Origin of the sequence: Acinetobacter sp. LoGeW2-3, from assembly GCF_002688565.1 — a bacterium.
Taxonomy (GTDB): domain Bacteria; phylum Pseudomonadota; class Gammaproteobacteria; order Pseudomonadales; family Moraxellaceae; genus Acinetobacter.
The window spans coordinates 1,713,474-1,737,221 of sequence record NZ_CP024011.1 but is presented as its reverse complement, the minus strand read 5'-3'; the positions used below and the strand labels follow the sequence as shown (position 1 = coordinate 1,737,221).

Here is a 23,748-nt window from a genome sequence, read left to right as displayed (position 1 = left end):
TGGAATAAATGCTCTAAATCCTTATTTTTTAGAAAAAACAGGGAAAATCCTTCTTATTCTTTAGTATGAGAATAGCTTTTTAGATCAAAAAATAGGCTTATTTACGATTAGTGGTATGGCCTTTTTTATACTTTAGATGGAAAAGACAATTTTAAATGTCCTTAATCTTTTGGCTGAAATAGGACGGCCCAATAGATCATTTTGACTCTTTTCTATATATCTAAAATGAACAGCACCACCTATAAATTTTCCAGCTTTCACTTCGTTTCTTTTTATTTTTTAGAGAAACACAATATGAGCTTGGTACCTAAGATTCTGCAAATTAAAGTAACCAGATTAAAATCCCTTACTTTTTTTAAGTTTTTTTACAACCCATGATTTTTTGAAAATTATTTTAAACATAGTCATGAATTCAAAAGCTTAATACATCTTATTTATGACTTATTGCTTGATTAGTTTTGATCTTTCATTGCCATCCATCTACATATCCCAATTTGGTGATATTCAGCCTTAAAACATTTCAGTAAACCTAAGCAGTAATTGCTTCATAACAACAACATACAACATAAAAAAATGAATAAAGGTGAATAACATGTTGCAGATCGCCATTATTGGAATCATTACTGCTGTCGTAGCAATTTTGGTTTCCAGTTGGAATGGAGGGAAAAAACCTTCCGATCCATACAATCCGACTAAACCTACTCCTACTCATCCTACCAAGCCGGAAACACCTTCTCCCCCTTCTCCTCCACAACAGGGTGGCTCGGATTCCCTCATTAGTAATCCACCATTACTGCAGAAAGGAGCCAAAGGTAAATACGAACTGGTCGCAGCCTATAAAACTAATAAGATTTATAATCCTCGAGAAAATCAATGGGATCAATTATTGGTTAGGGGCTACTTAACCAAAGCCAGTTTATTCAACAAAAAAGCGTCTAGGGAAACAGGCATTGTCGATGAACTGGTTGGCCCACAGATTCGGGTTAAACAGGGTGAAACCTTATCGATTAATTTAAATAACCAGTTACCAGATGAAACACTAGACAGCTGCCTTACAAATTCCGACCCAAATATTCCTCATTGTTTTAATACAACGAATTTACATACTCATGGCTTTTGGGTTAGCCCTCAAGGCAACAGCGACAATGTATTCCTGAAAATTGCACCACAGGCAAATTTTGATTATCAATATAAAATTGAGCCAAGTCATCCGGCGGGCACCTACTGGTACCATGCGCATTTACATGGTTCAACTGCGATCCAGGTATCTAGTGGTATGGCAGGACCTTTAATTGTAGAGGGTAGCCGTGTCCCTAAAGTTAAGAATGGTAAGGTCACTGATACAGGTGATATTGATATCTTATGGAAAGATAAAGCTAAAAACAGTTACCCTAATGAAAACATTCTTGTATTTCAGCAAATTCAGTATGATTGTACTGATGCAAAAGGAGATTCTTTAAACACCAATAATTGTAAAGGTATAGGCGTAGGAACTATGGAAGACTACGTCGGTTTAAATAGCTTCAACTCTTGGGGGATTAATAACTATTACACTTCAATTAATGGCAAAGTATTGGGTGAAATTCAGGTCAATCAAAATGAATTTAATCGTTGGCGTATGATTCATGGCGGTGTCAGGGACACCATTGGTTTAATAATTAAAGAATTACCTAACTCGAGCAAATATACTGCGAAACAAACGGTTGACGCTTGCCTGTCCTATCAAGGAGATACACTCATTCCAGCCACAAAAGCTGCGTTTGATAAACTGACCAGCCTGCCAGTACACACTATTGCTCAAGATGGTTTGACTATGCCTAAGGCTCAGACCCGTACACTTTCCGTGTTCCAGCCAGGCTATCGTCATGATGCTATGGTCAACTTTCCAACGACCAACAAGTACTGCATTTTTGATTCAAGATTAAATATTGATGATGAAATTAATACTGGAACTCCTGGCAGAATCACTCCGCAATTATCTCCTAACAGCGAGTTAAATGCGCAACTGCTTGGCTGGGTAAATGTTAAATCTACTAAATCAAAGGCCCAAACTGCTGCTCAGTTTTTAAAAGATCAAGCACAAAAAATCGGCTTAAGTAAAGAGGTTCAAAACCAATTAGCTCAACTTGATTTATCTGCTTTTACTGATCATTCATCACTGATGACTAAAGAAATAGATAATTTAATTAAGGATAGACCTCAACAACTCTCTACTTTTGATGCTGCTTTTGGCGCAAATCCTAGATTTGGTTACCGTCATAGTGATCATTCTGGTATCTATCGTTTTGGTGAGTCATTTGAGGGAGCCAGTGTCGTAGGCGGAAAATATGTGCGGAAGCTAGAAATAGGAAAAGTCGATGAATGGGTACTTAGTAGTGCAAACTTAGGACATCCTTTCCATATCCATGTCAATCCATTCCAGATTGTTAAAATTTTAAATCTTGATAAAAAGGATGTTAGTGAGCCAATATCTGCATCTGTATCAGATCCAAATGGTCTGGACGATGTCCAATATCGGGGCTTAAAAGGACAGTTTAAAGATACGATCTTTGTTAAGCCGGGTTATGAAGTTATCGTTCGGAGCCACTATAAAAAGTTTGAAGGTGACTTCGTACAGCATTGTCATATCCTCGATCATGAAGATCAGGGCATGATGGAATATGTACGAGTCTGTGGTGGTGAATTTCCTTGTGATTCACCTTTACCGGATCACCATGGTGATGATCACAGTCATCATTAATCCTCTCGTTTGACTAAAAGCCTGTAATTGATATTGCGGGCTTTTTTATTTGCCTCATGATAAGCCTTGCTGCACAATAGTCTGATTGATTTGTGGTATTAAAACTGAGGCTTATCATGGCAACGTCTACTGCTTTTACATCATTCACTTTAAAGGGTGTAGATGCGCAAAAATTCCTGCAAGGTCAAGTGACTTTAAATGCTGAAGCTTTGGCTAAAAATCAGACGCGTTATACTGCGATCTGTAGCTTAAAAGGACGTATTCAGTTTGGTTTATGGCTGAAAAAAATTGATTCTGAAAGCTTTGAAATTGTTGTGACTGCTGATCAGGCCGAAGACTTTGCCAAGCACATTCGCAAGTTTGGTGCTTTCTCGAAAATGAAGCTGGAAGAAGCTGGTCCAGTCTATCCAGTTGCTACAGGCATTCATACCGAGTTTGGTCCTGAAACAACGGATATTCAGGCGTGGGAACTTGCTGCAATAGAATCAGGTCAGGCTTGGGTTCAGGCAGCAACTGCGGAACAATTCCAGCCACAGGAACTGCGCCTGCATCAACGTGAAGGCGTACATTATGATAAAGGTTGTTATCTGGGTCAGGAAGTCATTGCACGTTTATGGTTTAAAGCTAAACCAAAACACTGGCTGCATCTGGTTCAAGGTACAGGTGAAGCACCTGCTGTCGCAAGCAAGCTGAATAATGATGTAGAGGTCGTAAATAGTGTGAATGTTGAGGGCGGCTTTAAAGCGCTGGTGGTTGCCAAACCTGAAGCGATTACTGAATTAGGTCTAACTGTACTTGATCTACCTGAGGCACTCAGTGGTGATGTAGCTCGTCCTCAGTAATCCACTTTAATAAAAAAATCCTCCTAAGTGGAGGATTTTTTTATTAAAGATTAAAGTCATGAAACAGTTTATTCATGTCTTTAATCACATAATCTTTAAAATGAAAAGCGCGCGCATGTTTTGCATCGAAACGTGCAGTTTTACCTTCATGCTCGAAAATATATACACGGTCTTCATTGCTGACTAAAAAGTTTTGACCCAATCGTATGAGTAACGCATCAAATTTATCTTCATCAGCGATGCTCTCATCTTTGCTGATTTGATCGTATGCACGTTTAATGCCTTTAATAAACATTGTTTAACCCTTCTTCATGGCTCGAACGCGGATTTAATCAGAGATTGAGAGAATTTCAAAGTTTTGTTGTCAAGACAGTCTTCATTTTCTCTTCATTATCATCAATTATATTTGTATTTCGTGACAATTAGGATATTTACAAAGTATAAAATCATCTTATGATGTAGCTGTAATAATTTAAAAAACACCACGGAATCAGGTGTTGCATACAACAAGGTCCAGGAACCATGAAAAAAATAATATTTGCTGCGATGCTCGCGGTTTCATCTCAATATGCACTTGCTAATGCAGATACCAAAGCTGAAGCAGTCGATCCTCAATTTGCCAAGGTTGAAGCCTTAGTCAAAGCCAATGACTTTAAAGGTGCTCACACCCTACTCAATGAGCTAGCCCAAAAAGGCAATGCTCAAGCCATGTATAACTTAGGCTATTTAACACAGACTGGCCAAGGTACAGTGAAGAATGAGAAAAAAGCAATACAGCTATATGAACAGTCGGCAAGCAAGGGCTATCCTGTTGCCAACTACGTACTAGGTAAAAACTATGCGGGTGGTACACTTGGTCTGAAACAGGATCTGACCAAAGCTAAACAATATTTGGAACGTGCATCCAATGCAGGTTTTGATGATGCCACTGTGGATCTGGCAGTGTTACTTTTTGCTGAAGGAAAACCTGCTTCTGACCAGCAAGCGCTGAAAAAACTCCAGCCATTGATCAAAAAAGATAATTTTCAGGCAGTTCATGCCAAAGCCCTGTATGACATCAGCCTAGGCTTTAAAAATAAAGATGAGAAGCCCATTCAACAAGGCTTAAGCTCGATTCAGGATCTTGCCAAGAAAGGTTATATCCCTGCCCTGATGGCCGTGGCGAATATGTTTGCCAATGGCAATATCGTGCCGCAAAACCTGCCTGAAGCGAAGAAGATCTTTAGTGCTTTAGCGCAGGAAAACATTCCTCAAGCCAAAGAATCTTTGGCAGCAGTAGAGAAAATGATTGCGGAACAAGGCAAGAAACCTGCCCAACCAACGGCGCAAAAGAAAAGCTAAGTTCGAATATAAAAAAGTCCCAAATTAGGGGCTTTTTTATTGCTATTTTTAATTCAGATAATATTCCGATTGGGTCAGGATGACGGCCACCGCAATAAATCCCATTAAGGTACTGAGTACCAATGGCGGCAGCGCTTTTTCTTGCACCCCATAGTGCTGTGCAAAGATCCCAAAGGCTATTGGCATGGGTAAAGCAGCCAGCAATGTGCCGATAAAGAGCATCTCTCGACTGACATCAAAAGCCCATAATAAACTGAAAATCAGCAAAGGCATCACAATGACTTTCATTGTAGTCAGGAACCAGCTAAAGGTCGTAAGTGATCTTAGATTCATGCCAATCAGGCTTCCGCCAATCACAAATAAGGCTAGTGGCGATGCAGTTTGTCCCAGCATTTTCAAAGTATAGGTCAGTAATTCTGGCAGTTTAATATTTAATAATATGCACAGAATCCCCAGCATGATTGAAAGGATCACCGGATTTTTGAAGATCCGTAGTAGTGTTCCGGTCAGGATACTTTTACCAGCTGTACCCGGTGCTTGTAGACCACGTTCAGCCAGAACCAGCATCAAGGTCACGATCAGCAAGTTTTCGACAATAAGAGTCAACGAAAGATAAATTGCTGAATGCGAACCAATCAATAAGGTCAGAATCGCTGTGCCGATAAATCCGGTATTGGACATGGAACCGCCCATGGCAAGTACACTAGACTCAGTGAGAGATGCTTTAAAGAAATAGCGGCAGCAGAAAAATACCAGTGCATACAGCAGCAGTGAACCACCTGCATAGGCAACAAAATACTGCGGACTCCAGATATCGCTAAGATTTTTGCTCGCCAAGGCTTGTAACAGAAAAGCCGGCAAGGAAATCTTCATCACAAACTGACTCATCGCCGTAATCAGTGATGGTGTAATAAATTGGGTACGTGCAGCGATATAACCTAAAAATACCACTGCGCAAATTGGAAATAGAATACTGAATAACATTAAATTGTCTGCAGTTATACTGCATGGTTCCCTGATATGTTCATCCCTGAACGATTAACTTCCACTCTTATAAAGCAATTTTATTTATGCCCTGAGGAGAAAGGCTTAAGCAGATCGCGCAAACCATGTGGCTGACAACGCAAATACTGAGGGGTCACTTCTACAGTTTCACCGAGTGTCGCAGCTGCATGCCATGGCCAGCGTGGATCATACAAAATGGCACGAGCAACTGCGATAGCATCCGCCTGTCCATATTGCAGAATTCCTTCTGCCTGCAGCGCTTCTGTAATCAATCCAACTGCAATCACTGGAATATTGACTGCCTTTTTAATCGCTTCTGCAAAAGGAACTTGATAATTCGGATGCACATCAATTTTTTGATCGATATGCAAACCCGCACTCGAAACATGAATATAGACTGCGCCCAGCTTTTCTAGTGCTTTGGATAGTTCAACAGAAGAGTCTACATCCCAGCTTTCTACACCATCCATCCAGTCCGTTGCAGAAATACGTACACCAATTGGATAGCCTTCTGGCACTGCATCTTTCATTGCTTTAAAAACTTCTAATGTCAGGCGAATCCGGTTTTCGAATGAACCACCATATTGATCCTCGCGCTGATTCGACAGAGGTGACATAAACTGATGCAGCAAATAACCATGTGCTGCATGCAGTTCGATCAACTCAAATCCTGCTTCCACAGCACGTGTGGCGCTGGCAGCAAAGTCCTGAATGACTTGCTGGATTTCATCCATACTCAATGATTTCGGTGGGTGTTCATGTGCTTGAAAAGGAATATCACTGGCAGAAACAGTTTGCCAACCTAAAGGCTGATCTGGCGCAATCTGCCCCTTACCTTCCCAAGGTTTATCTGTAGAGGCTTTGCGTCCGGCATGTGCCAGCTGAATCGCAAAAGGCATTGGAGAAAGAGATCTTACCTTTTCAAGTAAAGTCTTGATCTGCGCTGCCTGGGTATCATTCCACAATCCCAAATCTGCATAGCTAATCCGGCCTTCTGGTTGTACAGCAGTTGCTTCCACAATACATAAGCCGGCGCCAGACAAGGCATAATTGGCCCATTGCTGCTCATGCCAATAGGTAACTTCGCCCTGCTCGGTTGCAGAGTACTGGCACATCGGAGCGATTACAATTTTGTTATCAAGTTTCAGTGATCCAAACTGAATGGGTTGAAATAGTAATGTCACGCAGTATTTCCTCTTCTTATTGGCTGGTTTCTCTTTAAAATAAAAACAGGCTCCCAGGAGCCTGTTTAGTTATAGCGTGAACAATCCAACTTTAGAAGATGATTCTTGTACCTAAACCGAGAACGAATGCATCATCCACACGATTCGTTGAACCTGGGTTGATAACATATTGAAGATTTGGACGTAGCATCAACCATTTGGTCGGGTTGTAGCTATAGTTCAACTCGATATTGTATTCCGCACTTGCATCGAAAGTGTCTTGATTCAAACGATCATTCACATGCACACGATTCACTGCTAGACCTAAAATATCATTTGGTAAGCTGTCTACTAAACCGATATATTTCACACCGACTTGTTGTGAGTTATCTACTTTATTGGTATCACGATCATGCCAGGTAAAGTTGGCAAATGAATGCAGACCTTGGCGGCCTTGACCAGTAGACGTTAATTGTTGCTCTACGGCTAACCAACCTGCAAAGGTACGATTTTTACCATCAACACCCACGCCATTTACTGTACCTTTAGCGACATCATACTGATTCTCTGCATTATCAGCCGTATTATACATACCACCAACACGGTAACTACCCGGTAAACCATTCACAAAGTTCTTCGGTGTCCAGATCACTTCAGCAGGAATCGTTATACCATCGGCATTGTCTGTATCTAGGTTCCAACCATGACGCTCTAAAGCATTTTCAGGGTTGAATTCATATACACCCACTTGAACAGCAAGTTCTGAGTTAAGTTCTTGTTTAACACGTGCACCCCATTGAGATACTGGCGTATTCATCCAGATATTGCCTTGCCATTTACCCATTTGGGCAGCACAAAAAGCAGTGCTTGCAAAGTCACATCCCATCACATTGAAGTCCATACCTAAACCTAAACGACCTGCTTTAATGCTTGTACCTTGGTCTTTAAATTTCTTTTCAATTGAGAGTTCAGATAAACGGCTCTTTTGGTTACCGCGACCAAATGTACCTTGTACATTGGCCATATGTGGTACATCACCTTGTAGGTATTCACCTGATACGCTTTGACCTTGACGTGCAGTCGCGACTGCACGAACAGTTACGCCATCCCAACCTGCAAGTTTTTCCATATCAAGTTGTGTGCCAAGCCATAGCTGTGCAGATGTTAGCGCCTCATGATCTTCATCACGACCACCCCCTGCAAGATACGCAGTATCAGTCAGTAAATTCGCTTCAAATTTGACACCTTGCTGGGCAAGTTCGGTACGTTTTCCATTCCAGTCCCCGAACAGGTACTGGCCTTGAGGATCAAATGCAGATTCAGCCTGAACTGAAGTCATGGCTACCATGAATGGCAATAAAGCGAAACTTAACTTTTTCATATAAAACCTAAACATACGGAGAGAGTAAAGGCAGGCTGATGCTTGCCCTGTATGACTTGATACGGAACGTTACATAACTTTTCATTTAAATACACAGCATTTTTTTTATTATTGGTAAAACTTTAAGTTATAAGAAAGTCTATTCTACATAACAAATAATTTTAGATAGTTTATATTTTTCAATGATTTAATTTATAGAATAAGTTTAAAATTCGTCTTAACTTCACCTCTAAAATCAAAAATGAGTCTTATTTTAAAGTTTATTTTTTAAACGATTGATCAAATAATTTTCAACTTGCAATCTATGACCCTATTTTAAACAGGACTTGCATTCAGGCTTAAAACACCCAATATTAGCGTCATGATATTAGCTGCTAAGTGTTATGCCTGAATTACCCGAAGTTGAAACTACTAAGACCAGTCTCCTGCCCCTCCTTGATCAGAAAGTACTGAAAATCGAAGTTCGTCAGTCTAGTCTACGCTGGCCAATCCCTGATGATATTGCTCGCCTGCAAGGGCAACGCCTGATTCAACTTACGCGCCGCTCTAAATATATTCTGGCGCAATTTGAACAGGATACGATGCTGTGGCATCTGGGCATGTCAGGCAGCTTCCGTTTGTGTGAAGCGAGTGAAGAATTACGTAAACATGATCATTTAATTATACAGTTTGAAGATATTCAACTTCGCTATCATGATCCGCGTCGTTTCGGCTGCATTCTGTGGTTAGATGCACAATCACAAAGCAAGCTGATTGATACTTTAGGTCCTGAACCCCTGAGTGATGCATTCAATCCCAACTATCTCTTTGAAAAATTAAAAAATAAAAACGTTGGCACCAAAGTTGCAATTATGGATAACCATGTCGTGGTTGGTGTAGGCAATATTTATGCGACTGAAAGTCTATTCAATATGGGCATTCATCCTGCACAACCTGCCTCTACATTGAGTTTTGAGCAGATCGAAAAGCTGGTAGTCGAAATTAAGCGGATTTTAAAACAGGCGATTGATCTCGGTGGTTCGACCTTACGCGACTATACCAATGCCATGGGAGAAAATGGTTATTTCCAGCAAACGCTGCTGGCTTATGGCCGTGCCGGGGAAATGTGCGTGAACTGCGAAACAACACTGGAAAATATCAAGTTAGGACAGCGGGCATCTGTCTATTGTCCTGAGTGCCAACCGCTGAAAAAGGTAAAGCTTTCCAGTAAGCGTGTAGCAGCTGTACGAGGTAAAAAATCATGAAGACTGCTATTGTCCGTCATATCTTGGTTAAAGATAAAGATACCTGCGAGCAACTGAAAAAGAAGATTCTCGCTGGCGCAGATTTTTCTAAGATCGCTAAACAATATTCGACCTGTAATTCTGCCAAACGTGGTGGTGAACTAGGTGAAGTGAAAAAAGGTCAGCTGGTTCCAGTGATTGATAAACTCGTGTTTACTGCAGCAGAACGTGTTTTGCATGGCCCAGTGAAAAGCCAGTTTGGTTTTCATTTGGTGGAAATTAAATTTCGGATAGATTTTTAAACATTGCTCCTTCCTCCTTCTAGGAGGTGAGGAATATATTCCGCAAGGGGATGGAGGTCTAATATTCCTATTATGAAAATTTACCTCTCCCTAACCCTCTCCTAAGATGAGAGGGAAATGATGCATAAAAAACGGCGCACTCAGCGCCGTTTTTTATTTACTCCAAAAGCTTAAGCTTCAGGACGTTTTTTTAACTCATCACGGATTTCACGTAACAATTCAATATCTTCAGGTGTGGCTGCTGGTGCTTCAGGCTCTGCAGGTTGTTGACGACGCAATTTGTTCATCAGTTTTACCAGCCAGAATACCACCCATGCCAATAACAGGAAGTTAATGAGAATGGTCAGGAAGTTACCATAAGCAAAGACATTTAGCCCTGCTGCCTGTGCTGCAGCCAGATTGGTCACATTATTTGGATTATCCCCTAATACCAGGAACCAGTTGGAGTAGTCGACATCACCACCAAGGACCCAGCTCACTAAAGGCATGATAATGTCTTTCACCATGGAATCGATAATTTTACCGAAAGCGCCGCCAATGATCACACCGACCGCGAGATCCATGACATTGCCCTTAACCGCAAATTCCTTAAATTCTTGAATAATGCTCATAAAGTCACCAGTTTTTCTAAAATTTTGTGATGGATTATACATTAGTTAGGTATTTCTATTTAAAACTAATTTATCAAGTTTCTGTAAATTCCCCAAATTTTCTATAGGCAAGTAAAAAACCGCTGAACAATGTCAGCGGTTTTTTGGAAGTATCAGTAATCGAGCTTATTTAGCACGGTTACGTTTACGTTCATTTTCAGTCAAGAAACGTTTACGGATACGAATTGACTTAGGTGTTACTTCAACTAGCTCATCATCTTCAATGAATTCAAGCGCTTGTTCTAGCGTGTATTCAATTGCAGGAACAAGAGTTAACGCTTCGTCAGTACCAGAAGCACGTACGTTAGTTAACTGTTTCGCTTTAGTTGGGTTAACAACCATGTCGTCAGAACGTGAGTTAATACCCACGATCATGCCTTCATAAACTTCTAACTGTGGTTTCGCGAATAGACGACCACGGTCTTGCAGTGTGAACAATGCATAGCCCAGGCAAGTACCTTGAACCATAGAGATCAGCACACCGTTTTGACGTTTCGCAACAGTACCTTGTTTCATAGGACCGTAGTGCGAGAAGCTAGACGTCATGATACCAGTACCAGAAGTCATGGTTAGGAATTCTGAACGGAAACCAATCAAGCCACGTGAAGGAACAGTTGCTTCAATACGGATACGGCCTTTACCGTCAACTTCCATATTGGTCATTTCGCCTTTACGGTGACCCATTTGTTCCATTACAGCGCCTTGGTGCTGTTCTTCAACATCAAAGGTAACGTTTTCGTAAGGTTCTTGTTTTTCACCATCAATTTCTTTGATGATTACTTGTGGACGAGATACGCCCATTTCGAAACCTTCACGACGCATGTTTTCAATTAATACTGAAAGGTGAAGTTCACCACGGCCAGATACTTTGAAACGGTCTGGACTATCAGTATCTTCAACACGAAGTGCTACGTTGTGAATCAATTCGCGGTCAAGACGTTCACGGATATTACGTGAAGTTACGAATTTACCTTCTTTACCAGCAAACGGTGAGTTGTTTACCTGGAATGTCATAGACACTGTAGGTTCGTCTACAGAAAGTGCTGGAAGTGCTTCAACTGCTTTCGGATCACAGATAGTGTCAGAAATGTTCAGTGCATCGATACCAGTGATACACACGATATCGCCTGCTTGAGCAGATTCAACATCAACGCGCTCTAAACCATGGTAACCCATGATTTTTAAGATACGGCCGTTACGTGTTTTGCCTTCTTTGTCGATCACAGTTACAGGAGTGTTTAATTTCACTGAACCACGTTGAATACGACCAACACCGATAACGCCTACGAAGCTGTTATAGTCAAGTGAAGACACTTGCATTTGGAATGGACCATCAACGTCAACTGCTGGTGGTTCAACGATGTCTACGATTGTTTGGAACAATGGAGTCATGTCATCAGCAAGTTCTTCTGGAGAAGGACCGGCAACACCACGAAGACCAGAAGCGTAAACTACTGGGAAGTCTAACTGTTCATCAGTACCGCCAAGGTTGTCGAACAGGTCGAATACTTGGTCAATAACCCAGTCTGGACGCGCGCTTGGCTTGTCGACTTTGTTGATGATTACGATTGGTTTCAAACCACGTGCGAACGCTTTTTGCGTTACGAAACGAGTTTGTGGCATTGGACCTTCTTGTGAGTCTACAAGAAGTAATACGCAGTCAACCATAGAAAGAACACGTTCAACTTCACCACCGAAGTCGGCGTGTCCCGGGGTGTCCACGATGTTAATGCGGTATTCAGTATTTGTACGAGCATCTGTCCATTTAATTGCAGTGTTTTTTGCAAGAATGGTAATACCACGTTCAGACTCAATTGCGCCCGAATCCATCACACGTTCGATCTCGCCCGCGCGATCGCCAAGAGCACCTGATTGCTGCAAAAGTTTGTCTACAAGAGTCGTTTTACCATGGTCGACGTGCGCGATAATGGCAATGTTACGGAGAGTTTTAATATCTGACATGTAAATTCGATACGTTTTAAATTTGAGGGCAAATTATACAGAAAAATACAAACTTTTGACAGTGACAGTTTGTAGAGAGCGTCAATTTTTTTCCTAATTGATTTTGTAATGACGTGTAACTCGATTAGAATAGCGCCACCCAGCCTTAATTTGCATTGACACATGTCTGATTTTAATCAATCTCCTTCCTCTAAAGATCAACTTGACCTTGTCTATGGCCTTGAAGATCGTCCTAAACCGTTTATCGCATTTTTAGCCGCATTCCAGCATTTATTGGCCATTATTGTCCCGATTGTGACCCCTGGCCTGCTGATCTGTCTGGCACTTGGTGTATCTAAAGAAGACACCAACATGATTTTATCCATGTCTTTGGTGATTTCTGGTATCGCAACTTTTTTACAATCTAAAAAAGTTGGTCCATTTGGTGCAGGCTTGCTGATTGTTCAAGGCACCAGCTTTAACTTTATTGGTCCAATCATCGGCATTGGTTCAGCGATGGTCGCTGCCGGTACGCCTGTAGAAGCGGTCATGGCTTCGATCTTTGGTGTGGTGATTGCAGGCTCATTTATTGAAATGGGCGTGTCACGCATTTTACCTTGGGTGAAAAAACTGATTACACCACTCGTAACGGGTATTGTCGTTTTATTGATTGGTCTGACTTTGATTAAAGAAGGCTTAATCAGCATGGGTGGCGGTTATCAGGCGATGGGCGATAAAACCTTCGCCAATGCAGATAATTTGATCATGTCATGTACCGTTCTGGCCCTGATTATTTTACTCAACCGTGTACGCATTACCTGGGTAAAAAGCTCAGCGATTCTCATTGCACTGGTTGTAGGCTATGTCCTTGCTGGCTTTATGGGTCATTTGAATTTTGATGGTCTAAAAGATGCGCCTCTGGTTCAAATTCCAACCCCAATGCATTTTGGTTTAAGTTTCTCTTGGAGCTTATTCATTCCAATGGCATTTATTTACCTGGTAACTTCACTAGAAGCGATTGGTGATATTACGGCAACATCGAAATTATCGAATCAGCCTGTTGATGGTCCAACCTGGATGAATCGTATTAAAGGCGGTGTGTTAGTCAATGGTGCGAACTCTTTAATTGCAGGTTTATTCAATACATTCCCAAGTTCTGTATTTGCACAAAATAATGGTGTGATTCAACTGACTGGTGTGGCAAGCCGTTATGTCGGTATCTGGATTGCAGCACTGTTAGTGATTCTGGGTTTACTTCCAGCAGTAGCGGGTGTAATTCAGGCCGTTCCTCAAGCTGTGCTTGGTGGCGCGGTGATGGTCATGTTCGGTGCAGTCGCTGCATCTGGGATTAACATCCTGTCTGGTATCCACCTGGACCGTCGTGCCCTGCTGATCATTGCAATTTCTCTTGCATTGGGCTTAGGTGTTGCACAGGTTCCACAGATTTTGGAACATCTTCCTGAATTATTCCGTAATATCTTTAGTTCTGGTGTTGCGACCGGCGGTATTGCTGCCCTGATTCTAAATATTGTACTTCCTGAAACAAAGAAGTAAGTTCATGTCCAGAAAACACTGTCTGAGTTGAACTCGGACAGTGTTTTTTCTATTGGAGAGATTCCTATGGATGCTAAAAGCGAAGTTTTATTAAGACAATATGATTATTTGTCGGGTCGTGTGCTGCTGATTAATCCTCCAACGGATCACCTGCTGGCTGAATTTGATGAATCCATTCAGGCTGCAGTGTGGACATGGAATTATAATGATTATCTGTATTTTCAGACTCAGCAAGCTAGTGTGCATTTTGGTGCAGAATTTCCTGAAGGTGAATTTGATCAAGCGGTAATTTTTGTTCCAAAATCAAAAGAATTACTCAATTATCTCATCCACAATGTAGCAGTTTACCTAAAACAAGGCAGTCATGTGTTTTTGGTGGGTGAGAAAAAAGGTGGTGTAGAACGTGCAGCTAAACAGCTGCAACCTTACGGCAAATCCCTTAAGCTCGACAGTGCACGACATTGCCAATTGTGGCAATTAACTCTAGACTGCAACGTTGAAAAGAAAGCGTTAGCAGACTGGGCTCAAATCTATAGCGTCTCTACTCCCAAAGGCGATTTACAGATTTGTGCACTTCCTGGTGTATTCAGTCAAAATCGTCTGGATGTCGGTACGGCAGTTTTCCTGCCTTACCTGTCTGAAGTGACCTCAGGTAAAATTGCCGACTTTGGTTGTGGTGCTGGCGTCATCAGCGCCTATCTGGCCAAACTCAATCCGAACAATCGCATCTTTGCATTAGATGTGGATGCGTTTGCATTAGCCTCTACCAAAATGACTTTCGAGAAGAATCAGCTTGAACCTGAACAGCTTGAAATTAAGGCAGTGAGCGGAATTGAGGATGCACCATTATTTTTGCACGCCATCGTCAGCAATCCACCCTTCCATCAAGGCATTCAGACCAACTATGATGCCAGTGAAAATCTGTGCAAAACTTCACGTCGTCATCTCAAGTCTGGCGGTGAATTATGGATTGTGGCGAACCGCTTCTTAAATTACCCGATTTTAATTGAACAAAGTTTTGGCCAATGTACGGTCAAAACCGATCAACAAGGCTTCAAGGTGCTTTTCGCCAGCACTCAAAAAAATGTTAAGGAATCATGATGAGCGAAACTCAAAACAGCACACAGCTGCAGCGTAAGCTGAGTGCTCGTCATCTGAATATGATCGCCATTGGCGGATCAATTGGTACAGGTTTATTCCTGGCGTCAGGTGCGACCATTGCCAATGCCGGACCAGGTGGTGCACTACTTGCTTATGCGCTCATTGGTGTCATGATCTACTTCCTGATGACCAGCTTAGGTGAACTTGCAACACACAACCCGACTTCAGGTGCTTTCTTTACTTATGGCACCAAATATGTCGAGGGTGGTTTTGGATTCGCACTCGGCTGGAACTACTGGTACAACTGGGCAATTACCGTGGCTTTCGAGCTAGTTGCAGTACAGTTCATCATGAAATTCTGGTTCCCGGATATTCCTGGCTTTTACTGGAGTTCGCTGTTCCTGGCAGTCGTCTTCGGTATTAATGCCCTAACCGTAAAAGGCTTTGGTGAATCTGAGTTTTTCTTCTCTTTAATCAAAGTGCTGGCGATTATTGCATTTATTATCATCGGTATTTTCATGATTGTGAAAATCATGATGACTCCGGAAGTAGCAACTTTTGCCAACTGGACTAAAGGTGAAGCACCATTTGTAGGTGGTTTGTCTGCGCTGATTGGTGTGGCGATGATTGCCGGATTCTCTTTCCAAGGGACTGAGATGGTGGGCGTGGCTGCTGGTGAATCTAAAGATCCGCAGAAAACTATTCCAGTGGCAATCAAGCAAATTTTCTGGCGTATCCTGCTGTTCTATATCGTGTGTATTTTCATTATCGGCACCCTGATTGCCTATGATGATCCACGTCTTTTGCAAGCAGCATCTAGTGAAGATATTGCCCTTTCACCTTTCACTTTACTCTATGAACAGGCTGGCTTTGCCTTTGCAGCGAGTGTCATGAATGCGGTAATTCTGACTGCGATTCTGTCCGCAGGTAATTCAGGTATGTATTCCTCTACCCGTATGCTATTTGATATGGCACGTAAAGGTAGTGCACCAAAATTGTTTGGTCGTCTAGATGCGCGTGGCGTTCCAATGAATGCACTATATGCAACGACGGCAATTGCTGCCCTGTGCTTCCTGACCACCTTTATAGGTGAACAGGAAGTATTTAACTGGCTACTGAACATGTCTGGTATGTGTGGCTTTATTGTCTGGTTAGGTATCGCGATCTCGCATTACCGCTTCCGTAAAGGTTATTTAGCTCAAGGTTATAAGCTTGAAGATCTGGCTTATCGTGCTAAGTTCTTCCCGTTTGCCCCATGGTTTGCTTTTGTGCTGTGTGCAATTGTGGTTCTAGGACAAAATTATCAGGCAGTATTAGAGGGTGAATGGCTTTCAGTCCTTTCCACTTATATTGGTATTTTCTTATTCCTGGCGATTTGGTTAGGTTATAAGTGGAAACACAATACTAAACTCATTCCTTACAAAAAAATGGATGTTCAGCCGATGAACATAGATCGTGAATAAGTTCTAATCTGAAAAAAAGCAGCCCAAATGGCTGCTTTTTTTATTGTATTAACTATGACGCATGACAAAATTTCGGTCATCAACAACAATGGTTTGTTGACAAATTCCCTCTACTCGACGCTGCTGTTCGAAGATCTCTTTAGGCATGGACTCAAAACTATCAAAGAAGCTGATTTCATTTTTATTGATTTCATACACCAAAGAATGGTTCCCTACTCCCTCTAGGGTGTCATAGAATACAATGACAAAACGTCCCGCTTCTACATTTTCTTGAATCTCTGCATAAGATAGTGGCTGTTCTATAACTGGGATATTTAAGCGCTGTGCTTGTTGATAAAACTCGACTTCAATCGGCTGTTTATCGGCATCATATTCAGTATAAAAATCGACATCTAGGCCTAGAGTTTTTAAAGTGACTGCCAAGGCGATACTCGAAGTTCCCATTTCAGGGTCATGACGTGTGAGCTGGATCAGATCTAGAATATGCAGATCGATACCATAGTGATGAAAGATCATCCAGATTGCATAGATTCCACTATTAGCATCCAGATTCTGTAAATCTTCAGGGAGTTCCACACTCATGCTCAGACTCAAAAACAGGTTTAGGGCTATGCAGTGTAATCAAATTAAAGTCATAAAAAAAGCGACTCTAAAGAGTCGCTTTTTTTAATCAGTGTTCAATAACGAATTATTGAGCAGCTGGTTGTTCAGCTAGAACAGTACGGCTACCAGAAATAGTCGCGAATACACGACGGTTCATAGCACGACCTTCTTTAGTGTTGTTGTCAGCAATCGGTTGATCCCAAGCGAAACCTTGAGTAGACAAACGAGAAGCATCAACGTTGTATTCGTTAACTAGTGAAGATTTCACAGAGTTAGCACGAGCTAGAGATAGACGTTCGTTTAGTGCACGTGGACCAGTGTTGTCAGTATGACCTTCGATACGAGCAGTTGCGTTTGGATACTCAACTAGTTTCTCAGCAACTTTCGCGATTTCTGGTTTGTACTGATCTTTGATGTTTGATTTGTTAGTATCAAAGAATACACGAAGTTCCATGTTCAGGTCTTCAGTTAACTCTTGTGGAGCTGGAGCAACTGGAGCAACTGGCTCAACTGGAGCAACTTCTACTACTGGTGCAGCAGGTTTCAAGTGACCACCAAGAACTACGTTCAGACCAGCAAGTGCTGTATAGTTCCAGAATTGTTCATCAAAGTTATAAGTACCACGACCTTCTGCACGAAGAGATAAAGCATCGTTCAAACGATAGAATGCACCGATACCCGCATTTGCCAACGTACCTTCTTCTGTGTTACCACGGTCACGGTTGTCAGCACCATAACGATTATCACGCGCTACACCACTAAATTTGTATTTATAGTGACCTGCACCAGCTAATACATATGGCTTGAATTTGCTATCGTAATCTTGAGTAATCAAGTCAGAAGTAGCAATGAAGTTACCATTGATTTGAGTTTGTTTATATTCTGCACCTGGCTCAACTAAGCTAGCGTCACCGCCAAAACCATGTGAACCATTCATTTGGCTTACGTCGCCTTTCACTTGGTTATATTCAGCTTCAAAGCTCAACCATGGAGTTAATTCTACACCAAGCGCAGCGCCAACAAACATGTCATCTTTCATTTCGCCTTGGGCTAATTTAGATGACAACAATTGTGACTGACCATTGTTGTGCTTAGTGTCCTGCCAAGTATAACCAAGCATTAAAGGAGTTACAGTTACGCCTGCAGTTGCTGCGGCAAAAGGAGCAGCTACGAGCATTGCTAATGCAATACGACTCATTTTCATGGATTTATCCTCCAGAGATAAGAAATTGTTGTTCAAGCTCAAGCCTAAATTGGCTTTCCTGAGATAGGCTTCTTTTTACCCCAGTTTTATTTTTAAGCTATTCACAGGGAATCATACAAACACTTGATAAATTTTCCAAGTGCTTGATATATCTAATCAAGTAAATTATTGACAAAATTACTTACAATTTCCGTTGTAATTCGGTAATTTTTTACTCAATTTTTTATTGTGAATACCCTATTGTTTCTTGCTAATTTTAACAGCTTTCTCCTGTATCACGTACAAAAATAGTAGATAAATAAAAAAAAGCATTAAAAAACGCTCAATTAATAGCATGTATCCAATAAAAATAATATATAAATAGGTTAAACCATGTATATAAAAAGAAATAATGCGTTCACAATTGTGGAGCTTATTGTTGTTATTTCCATTCTAGCAATACTTGCAACCCTAGCGGTTCCTTTCTTTCAAGAATATCAGGCAAAACAAGAAGCTAATAACATTTACCATAAGATTACAGCAGTAAATCGCTATGCACGTAGCCAATCTGCTGTATTGCGTCAAAATATTGTAATTTGTCCCACATTAAATCTCTCTACCTGTCAAGCCAATCAGTGGAGCAATGCCTGGCTGGTATTTGTCGATCAAAATAAAAATAGACAAGTTGATTCAGGTGAAACCGTACTGCATATTGATCATCTCAAACTCAAATATGGACAACTGGACTGGAGAGGTGCTTTAAGTATTCCAAGTGTCAATTATCAGGCACAGACCAACTTACCCATTGGTTCCAATGGCAGCTTTTATTACTGCTCTTCTCAACATTCCCACTATTACAGAATTGTACTCAGCAAGATGGGGCATCTGCGTAAAGAAAATCTCAGTACCTGCTAAGAAAACTGTTCGGTTTATGATTCGACTTTTTTGAGGCTTTAATCTTGCAGTTTTTTCAATATACTGCTTAGGTCGAGAATAAATGACTAAAACTCATACGGAGATACAACAATGACTGACATCGTAATTGTCAATGGTGCACGTACAGCCATGGGTGGCTTCCAAGGCAGCTTATCAGGTGTCACTGCGCCTGAACTGGGGGCTGTAACAATCAAAGAAGCCATTGCGCGTGCAGGTTTACAACCAACAGACATCGAAGAAGTCATTATGGGTTGTGTTCTTCCTGCAGGTTTAAAACAGGGTCCTGCCCGTCAGGCCATGCGTAAAGCAGGTCTTCCAGACAGTACTGGCGCTGTGACGATTAACAAGCTTTGTGGTTCAGGAATGAAAGCAGTGATGCAAGCTGCTGATATGATCAAGGCCGGTTCTGCAACTTATGTGGTTGCAGGTGGGATGGAATCTATGACCAATGCACCTTATGTACTGCCGAAGGCACGTGGTGGTTTCCGTATGGGTCATGGTGAAATTAAAGACCATATGTTCCTTGATGGTTTAGAAGATGCTGAAACGGGTCGTCTGATGGGTTCATTTGCTCAGGATATGGCAAATACTAAAGGTTATACCCGTGAACAGATGGATGATTTTGCCATCCGTTCATTAAAACGCGCACAAACTGCAGTAAATGAAGGCTACTTTGCTGATGAAATCGTGCCAGTCACTGTTCCTACCCGTAAAGGTGATGTAGTAATTGATAAAGATGAGCAGCCATTCAATGCCAATATCGATAAAATTCCAACATTGCGTCCAGCTTTTGCCAAAGACGGAACCATTACTGCAGCAAATGCCAGCTCAATTTCAGATGGTGCTTCTGCCCTGGTTTTAACCTCTGCTGACAATGCTGCAGCCCAAAGTTTAAAACCTTTGGCTAAAATTGTTGCCTATGCTTCTAATTCACAACACCCTTCTGAATTTACTATTGCTCCTGTGGGCGCGATCCAGAAAGTCCTAGATAAAGCAGGTTGGAAAGCTGAAGAAGTGGACCTCTGGGAAATCAATGAAGCCTTTGCCATGGTGACCATGTGTCCAATGGATGAGTTCAAGCTTGATCCTGAAAAAGTCAATATTAATGGTGGGGCTTGTGCACTGGGCCATCCTGTCGGTTCTACAGGTTCGCGCATTATCCTGACTTTAATCCATGCACTGAAACGTACTGGCGGCAAGAAAGGTGTTGCAGCACTATGTATCGGTGGCGGTGAAGCAACTGCGGTAGCAATTGAGCTAATTTAATTTTCCATATAGTGAAAATACGAAGAGGGCTTTTAAAGCCCTCTTTTTTATTGGTCCAAGATTTATTTTGGATAAATGTCTTTAATAATGATGGTTCAGCTTTACTTGAACAATTATTTAAAACAGGACTTTAAAGTGGAATTTATTTTTGTTCTGATTGGCCTATGAATAGCAAAACTTCCCTGCTTACATTTTCACAAAGCTTCTTTATCAATCAGACACGCTTCAAGGAGTAGATTAGAGAGCATCAAAACAAGAAAAGGAACATAGCATGCGATTCAATCACTATCTCAATTTCCAAGGTGAAGCTGAAGCTGCTTTTACTTTTTATCGCTCAGTATTTGGTGGTGAATTTTCCAATTTGAGCCGTTATGGTGATATGCCGGGACAGGAAGGTATTGACCTGTCAGATACTGACAGAAGCCAGATTTTACATATTTCACTTCCCATCAATGAATATACGGAATTAATGGGTTCTGATATTAATGACAAGCTATGTAGCCCCAACTCCCCTACATTTACCAAAGGCACCAATCATTATATTGCGATTATTTTAAGTGCCAGCGAACAGACTGAGGCGCAACGATTGTTTGAAGCTTTATCTGCCAAAGGGCAAATCGAAATGCCTTTGGAAAAAACCTTTTGGGGTGCACTCTACGGCACCTTTACTGATCAGTTCGGTGTGCAATGGATGATTAACTGTTTATTAGAAGAACGTAGCCCAAATCTCTAGAAATAAAAAGCCTCCATTCGGAGGCTTTTTAACTGAAGGAGAATTAAGCCCCAGTTTGATAGTTCGGTTTTGGTACAGCTGTTGATGCCTGGTACGGATTGGTAAAGTCATTCAAACCAGCAGCCGCTTCCTGAATATCTTTACCTTCTTTAATCACGAAACTATCAAAACCAGAACGCTTCATGTAGTTCAACACATCTTTGAACACATCACCTGTTGCACGAAGTTCGCCTTGGAAACCTTGACGACGAAGCAATGCAGCGAATGAATAGCCACGACCGTCGTTAAAGCCTGCAAATTCAATGAAGATTGCATCTAATTGATCAAGCGGAAATTCATTGGTTTCAGGTGAAGCATCTATCGTTAAGTACAATGCTTTTTTACCTGAAACATGGGCAATTTGGTCTAACTGCTCAACAGTTAAAACCACATCACCTTGTGGCAATACGCCATCTTCACCAATTAACTGGTAAGTATTGTCTGCAATCGTGCCATCTTTAGAGAGCACTTGTAGTGCGGTATTAAGCATATGCACGCTCCTTGAATGGTTGAATGCCAACACGGCGATAGGTATCGATAAACTCTTCACCTTCCTGACGCAGGTCAAGGTAAGTATTCAGAATTTCTTCGATAATGTCTGGCACGACTTCAGCAGCAAATGATGGCCCAAGGATGTCACCAATTGATGCATCGTGATCCGCATTACCACCTAAAGTGATTTGGTAGAACTCAGCACCTTTCTTATCTACACCCAAGATACCGATATTACCTACGTGGTGGTGACCACAAGCATTCATACAGCCTGAAATATTCAGGTCAATTTTGCCAAGGTTATAAATGGTATCCAGGTCATCAAAACGGCGTGAAATCGCTTCAGAAATCGGAATTGATTTCGCATTCGCCAACGAACAGAAATCACCGCCTGGGCAGCAGATGATGTCAGTCAAGAAACCAATATGCGCACGTGCCAGGTTGTTTTGTTCAAGGATAGTCCACAATTCGAATAGATCTTTTTGTGGTACATCAACAAGGGCAATGTTCTGCTCATGCGTGGTACGTAATTCACCGAAAGTGTACTTGTCTGCAAGATCTGCAATCAGGTTCATTTCTTCAGTGGTTACGTCACCTGGCGCAACACCTGCACGTTTAAGAGAAATCGTAACAATACGGTAGCCTTTCACTTTATGTGCATTGGTATTGATATTGAACCATTGCTTGAATTTCGGATGCGCAGCGAATTGTTCAGAGAAATCTTCATCTGCATAATCTTGGTAATTAAATGGTGTGAAGTTTTCATCCATTTTCGCCAAAGTTTTAGCATCGATTTTCAATGTTTTAACTGTATGTGCAAATTCAGCTTCAACTTTCTCAGCAAATACTTCAGGAGTAAGCGCTTTTACAAGAATTTTGATACGTGCTTTATATTTGTTGTCACGACGACCATGCAAGTTGTAGACACGAAGCACAGCTTCTAGGTACGCAATCAGGTCTTCACGTGGCAGGAAGTCACGGATAAAGCTACCAATAATCGGGGTACGACCTAAACCACCACCAACTTTGATTTTGTAGCCCATCTCGCCAGCTTCATTTTTAACGATATATACACCGATATCGTGGAATGAAGTTGCCGCACGATCGATTTCTTCAAGCGCAGAAACAGCGATCTTGAACTTACGTGGCAAGAAAGCAAATTCTGGGTGGAAAGTAGACCATTGACGGATTAATTCACATGTTGGACGTGGATCTGCAATCTCGCCTGCAACCACACCCGCATACTGATCAGTCGTCGTATTACGGATACAGTTACCAGAAGTCTGGATCGCATGCATTTGTACTGATGCCAGTTCTTGCAGCATGTCCGGCACATTTTCCAGTGCAGGCCAGTTGAACTGGATATTCTGACGAGTTGAAACGTGTGCATAGCCACGGTCATATTCTTTTGCCAACTCCGCCACTTTACGAAGTTGTTTAGAATTCATTAGGCCATAAGGCACCGCAATACGCAGCATTGGTGCGTAACGTTGTACATATAGACCATTTTGAAGGCGGAGCGGACGGTATTCATCTTCCGTCAATTTGCCCGCTAAATAACGTTCCGTTTGGTCACGGAACTGTGCAACACGTTCATTAATCAGTTGCTGATCGAAATCAGTATATAAATACATGGCGTACAGCTAGTAGTTTCTATTATATCGACGGCAAGGATAACGAGATTAAATCTATCAATAAAATGCTTTTTATACATATTTCATAGCGATTTTATTGATAAGCCTACCAGAAATTCAGTGATATAAAGGATTTGCCGGACAAAACCACTTTTC

Annotated in this window: 21 protein-coding genes; 11 read left to right on the top strand and 10 right to left on the bottom strand. The window is 41.6% G+C overall.

The features are described from left to right. Positions 1–592: 592 nt before the first annotated feature. Together BS636_RS08335 and BS636_RS08330 are read left to right on the top strand one after the other, a co-directional pair. Positions 593–2,740, top strand: a complete 2,148-nt coding sequence (locus tag BS636_RS08335) for a multicopper oxidase family protein (protein WP_099338337.1) — start codon at positions 593–595, stop codon at positions 2,738–2,740. A gap of 116 nt (positions 2,741–2,856) precedes the next feature. Beyond that, on the top strand, positions 2,857–3,582 hold the full coding sequence (locus BS636_RS08330; protein WP_099338336.1) for a YgfZ/GcvT domain-containing protein: 726 nt from the start codon (positions 2,857–2,859) through the stop codon (positions 3,580–3,582). 43 nt (positions 3,583–3,625) lie between these two features. On the opposite strand, the gene BS636_RS08325 is transcribed toward BS636_RS08330, so the two are convergent. Then, positions 3,626–3,877 carry a hypothetical protein gene (locus tag BS636_RS08325; RefSeq protein ID WP_099338335.1) on the bottom strand — a complete coding sequence of 84 codons (252 nt, stop codon included), beginning with the start codon at positions 3,875–3,877 and terminating at the stop codon, positions 3,626–3,628. Positions 3,878–4,104: 227 nt separating this feature from the next. Here BS636_RS08325 and BS636_RS08320 point away from each other — a divergent pair, with 227 nt between their 5' ends. Then, a complete protein-coding gene (locus BS636_RS08320; protein WP_099338334.1) occupies positions 4,105–4,923 on the top strand; it encodes a tetratricopeptide repeat protein in 819 nt (272 codons plus the stop codon). Positions 4,924–4,971: 48 nt separating this feature from the next. Here BS636_RS08320 and BS636_RS08315 read toward each other — a convergent pair whose 3' ends face one another. From BS636_RS08315 to BS636_RS08305, 3 genes are all read right to left on the bottom strand, one after another. Further along, the gene (locus BS636_RS08315; RefSeq protein ID WP_099338333.1) at positions 4,972–5,907 is read right to left on the bottom strand and encodes an AEC family transporter; all 936 of its coding nucleotides are present in this window, start codon (positions 5,905–5,907) and stop codon (positions 4,972–4,974) included. A gap of 80 nt (positions 5,908–5,987) precedes the next feature. Then, entirely contained in the window at positions 5,988–7,112 is a 1,125-nt protein-coding gene (locus BS636_RS08310; protein ID WP_099338332.1) for an NADH:flavin oxidoreductase/NADH oxidase, read from the bottom strand. Positions 7,113–7,203: 91 nt separating this feature from the next. Then, positions 7,204–8,472 (bottom strand): carbohydrate porin, encoded by a 1,269-nt coding sequence (locus BS636_RS08305; RefSeq protein WP_099338331.1) that lies wholly within the window; start codon positions 8,470–8,472, stop codon positions 7,204–7,206. A 383-nt stretch (positions 8,473–8,855) separates the two neighbouring features. Here BS636_RS08305 and mutM point away from each other — a divergent pair, with 383 nt between their 5' ends. Beyond that, complete coding sequence (gene mutM, locus BS636_RS08300) at positions 8,856–9,716, top strand: bifunctional DNA-formamidopyrimidine glycosylase/DNA-(apurinic or apyrimidinic site) lyase (RefSeq protein WP_099338330.1); 861 nt, start codon at positions 8,856–8,858, stop codon at positions 9,714–9,716. After that, a complete protein-coding gene (locus tag BS636_RS08295; RefSeq protein ID WP_099338329.1) occupies positions 9,713–9,997 on the top strand; it encodes a peptidylprolyl isomerase in 285 nt (94 codons plus the stop codon). The genes mutM and BS636_RS08295 overlap by 4 nt, the downstream gene beginning before the upstream one ends. Positions 9,998–10,167: 170 nt before the next feature. Here the strand turns inward: BS636_RS08295 and mscL are convergent, their stop codons facing one another. Together mscL and typA are read right to left on the bottom strand one after the other, a co-directional pair. After that, a complete protein-coding gene (gene mscL / locus BS636_RS08290; protein WP_099339632.1) occupies positions 10,168–10,608 on the bottom strand; it encodes a large conductance mechanosensitive channel protein MscL in 441 nt (146 codons plus the stop codon). A 165-nt stretch (positions 10,609–10,773) separates the two neighbouring features. Further along, a complete protein-coding gene (gene typA / locus BS636_RS08285) occupies positions 10,774–12,609 on the bottom strand; it encodes a translational GTPase TypA (protein ID WP_099338328.1) in 1,836 nt (611 codons plus the stop codon). Positions 12,610–12,771: 162 nt separating this feature from the next. On the opposite strand from typA, the gene BS636_RS08280 reads away from it, so the two are divergent. From BS636_RS08280 to BS636_RS08270, 3 genes are all read left to right on the top strand, one after another. Then, the gene (locus tag BS636_RS08280) at positions 12,772–14,142 is read left to right on the top strand and encodes a uracil-xanthine permease family protein (protein WP_099338327.1); all 1,371 of its coding nucleotides are present in this window, start codon (positions 12,772–12,774) and stop codon (positions 14,140–14,142) included. 66 nt (positions 14,143–14,208) lie between these two features. Further along, positions 14,209–15,243, top strand: coding sequence for a methyltransferase (locus BS636_RS08275; protein ID WP_099338326.1), 1,035 nt, complete (start codon positions 14,209–14,211; stop codon positions 15,241–15,243). Beyond that, positions 15,243–16,706, top strand: a complete 1,464-nt coding sequence (locus tag BS636_RS08270) for an amino acid permease (protein ID WP_099338325.1) — start codon at positions 15,243–15,245, stop codon at positions 16,704–16,706. The genes BS636_RS08275 and BS636_RS08270 overlap by 1 nt, the downstream gene beginning before the upstream one ends. A gap of 48 nt (positions 16,707–16,754) precedes the next feature. Here BS636_RS08270 and BS636_RS08265 read toward each other — a convergent pair whose 3' ends face one another. Both BS636_RS08265 and omp38 read right to left on the bottom strand, forming a co-directional pair. Then, entirely contained in the window at positions 16,755–17,288 is a 534-nt protein-coding gene (locus BS636_RS08265; RefSeq protein ID WP_099338324.1) for a peptidase C39, read from the bottom strand. 106 nt (positions 17,289–17,394) lie between these two features. After that, on the bottom strand, positions 17,395–18,513 hold the full coding sequence (gene omp38 / locus BS636_RS08260; protein ID WP_099338323.1) for an outer membrane protein Omp38: 1,119 nt from the start codon (positions 18,511–18,513) through the stop codon (positions 17,395–17,397). Positions 18,514–18,885: 372 nt separating this feature from the next. On the opposite strand from omp38, the gene BS636_RS08255 reads away from it, so the two are divergent. The 3 genes from BS636_RS08255 (at position 18,886) to BS636_RS08245 (ending at position 21,427) form a co-directional block, all read left to right on the top strand. Then, a complete protein-coding gene (locus tag BS636_RS08255) occupies positions 18,886–19,407 on the top strand; it encodes a GspH/FimT family pseudopilin (RefSeq protein ID WP_099338322.1) in 522 nt (173 codons plus the stop codon). 111 nt (positions 19,408–19,518) lie between these two features. Continuing rightward, positions 19,519–20,694, top strand: a complete 1,176-nt coding sequence (locus BS636_RS08250; RefSeq protein WP_099338321.1) for a thiolase family protein — start codon at positions 19,519–19,521, stop codon at positions 20,692–20,694. Between the two features lie 271 nt (positions 20,695–20,965). Beyond that, positions 20,966–21,427 carry a VOC family protein gene (locus tag BS636_RS08245; RefSeq protein WP_099338320.1) on the top strand — a complete coding sequence of 154 codons (462 nt, stop codon included), beginning with the start codon at positions 20,966–20,968 and terminating at the stop codon, positions 21,425–21,427. A 43-nt stretch (positions 21,428–21,470) separates the two neighbouring features. On the opposite strand, the gene BS636_RS08240 is transcribed toward BS636_RS08245, so the two are convergent. Then, positions 21,471–21,956 carry a DUF934 domain-containing protein gene (locus tag BS636_RS08240; RefSeq protein WP_099338319.1) on the bottom strand — a complete coding sequence of 162 codons (486 nt, stop codon included), beginning with the start codon at positions 21,954–21,956 and terminating at the stop codon, positions 21,471–21,473. Next, positions 21,949–23,592, bottom strand: coding sequence for a nitrite/sulfite reductase (locus BS636_RS08235; protein ID WP_099338318.1), 1,644 nt, complete (start codon positions 23,590–23,592; stop codon positions 21,949–21,951). Before BS636_RS08235 ends, BS636_RS08240 begins: the two co-directional genes overlap by 8 nt. Positions 23,593–23,748 lie beyond the last annotated feature (156 nt).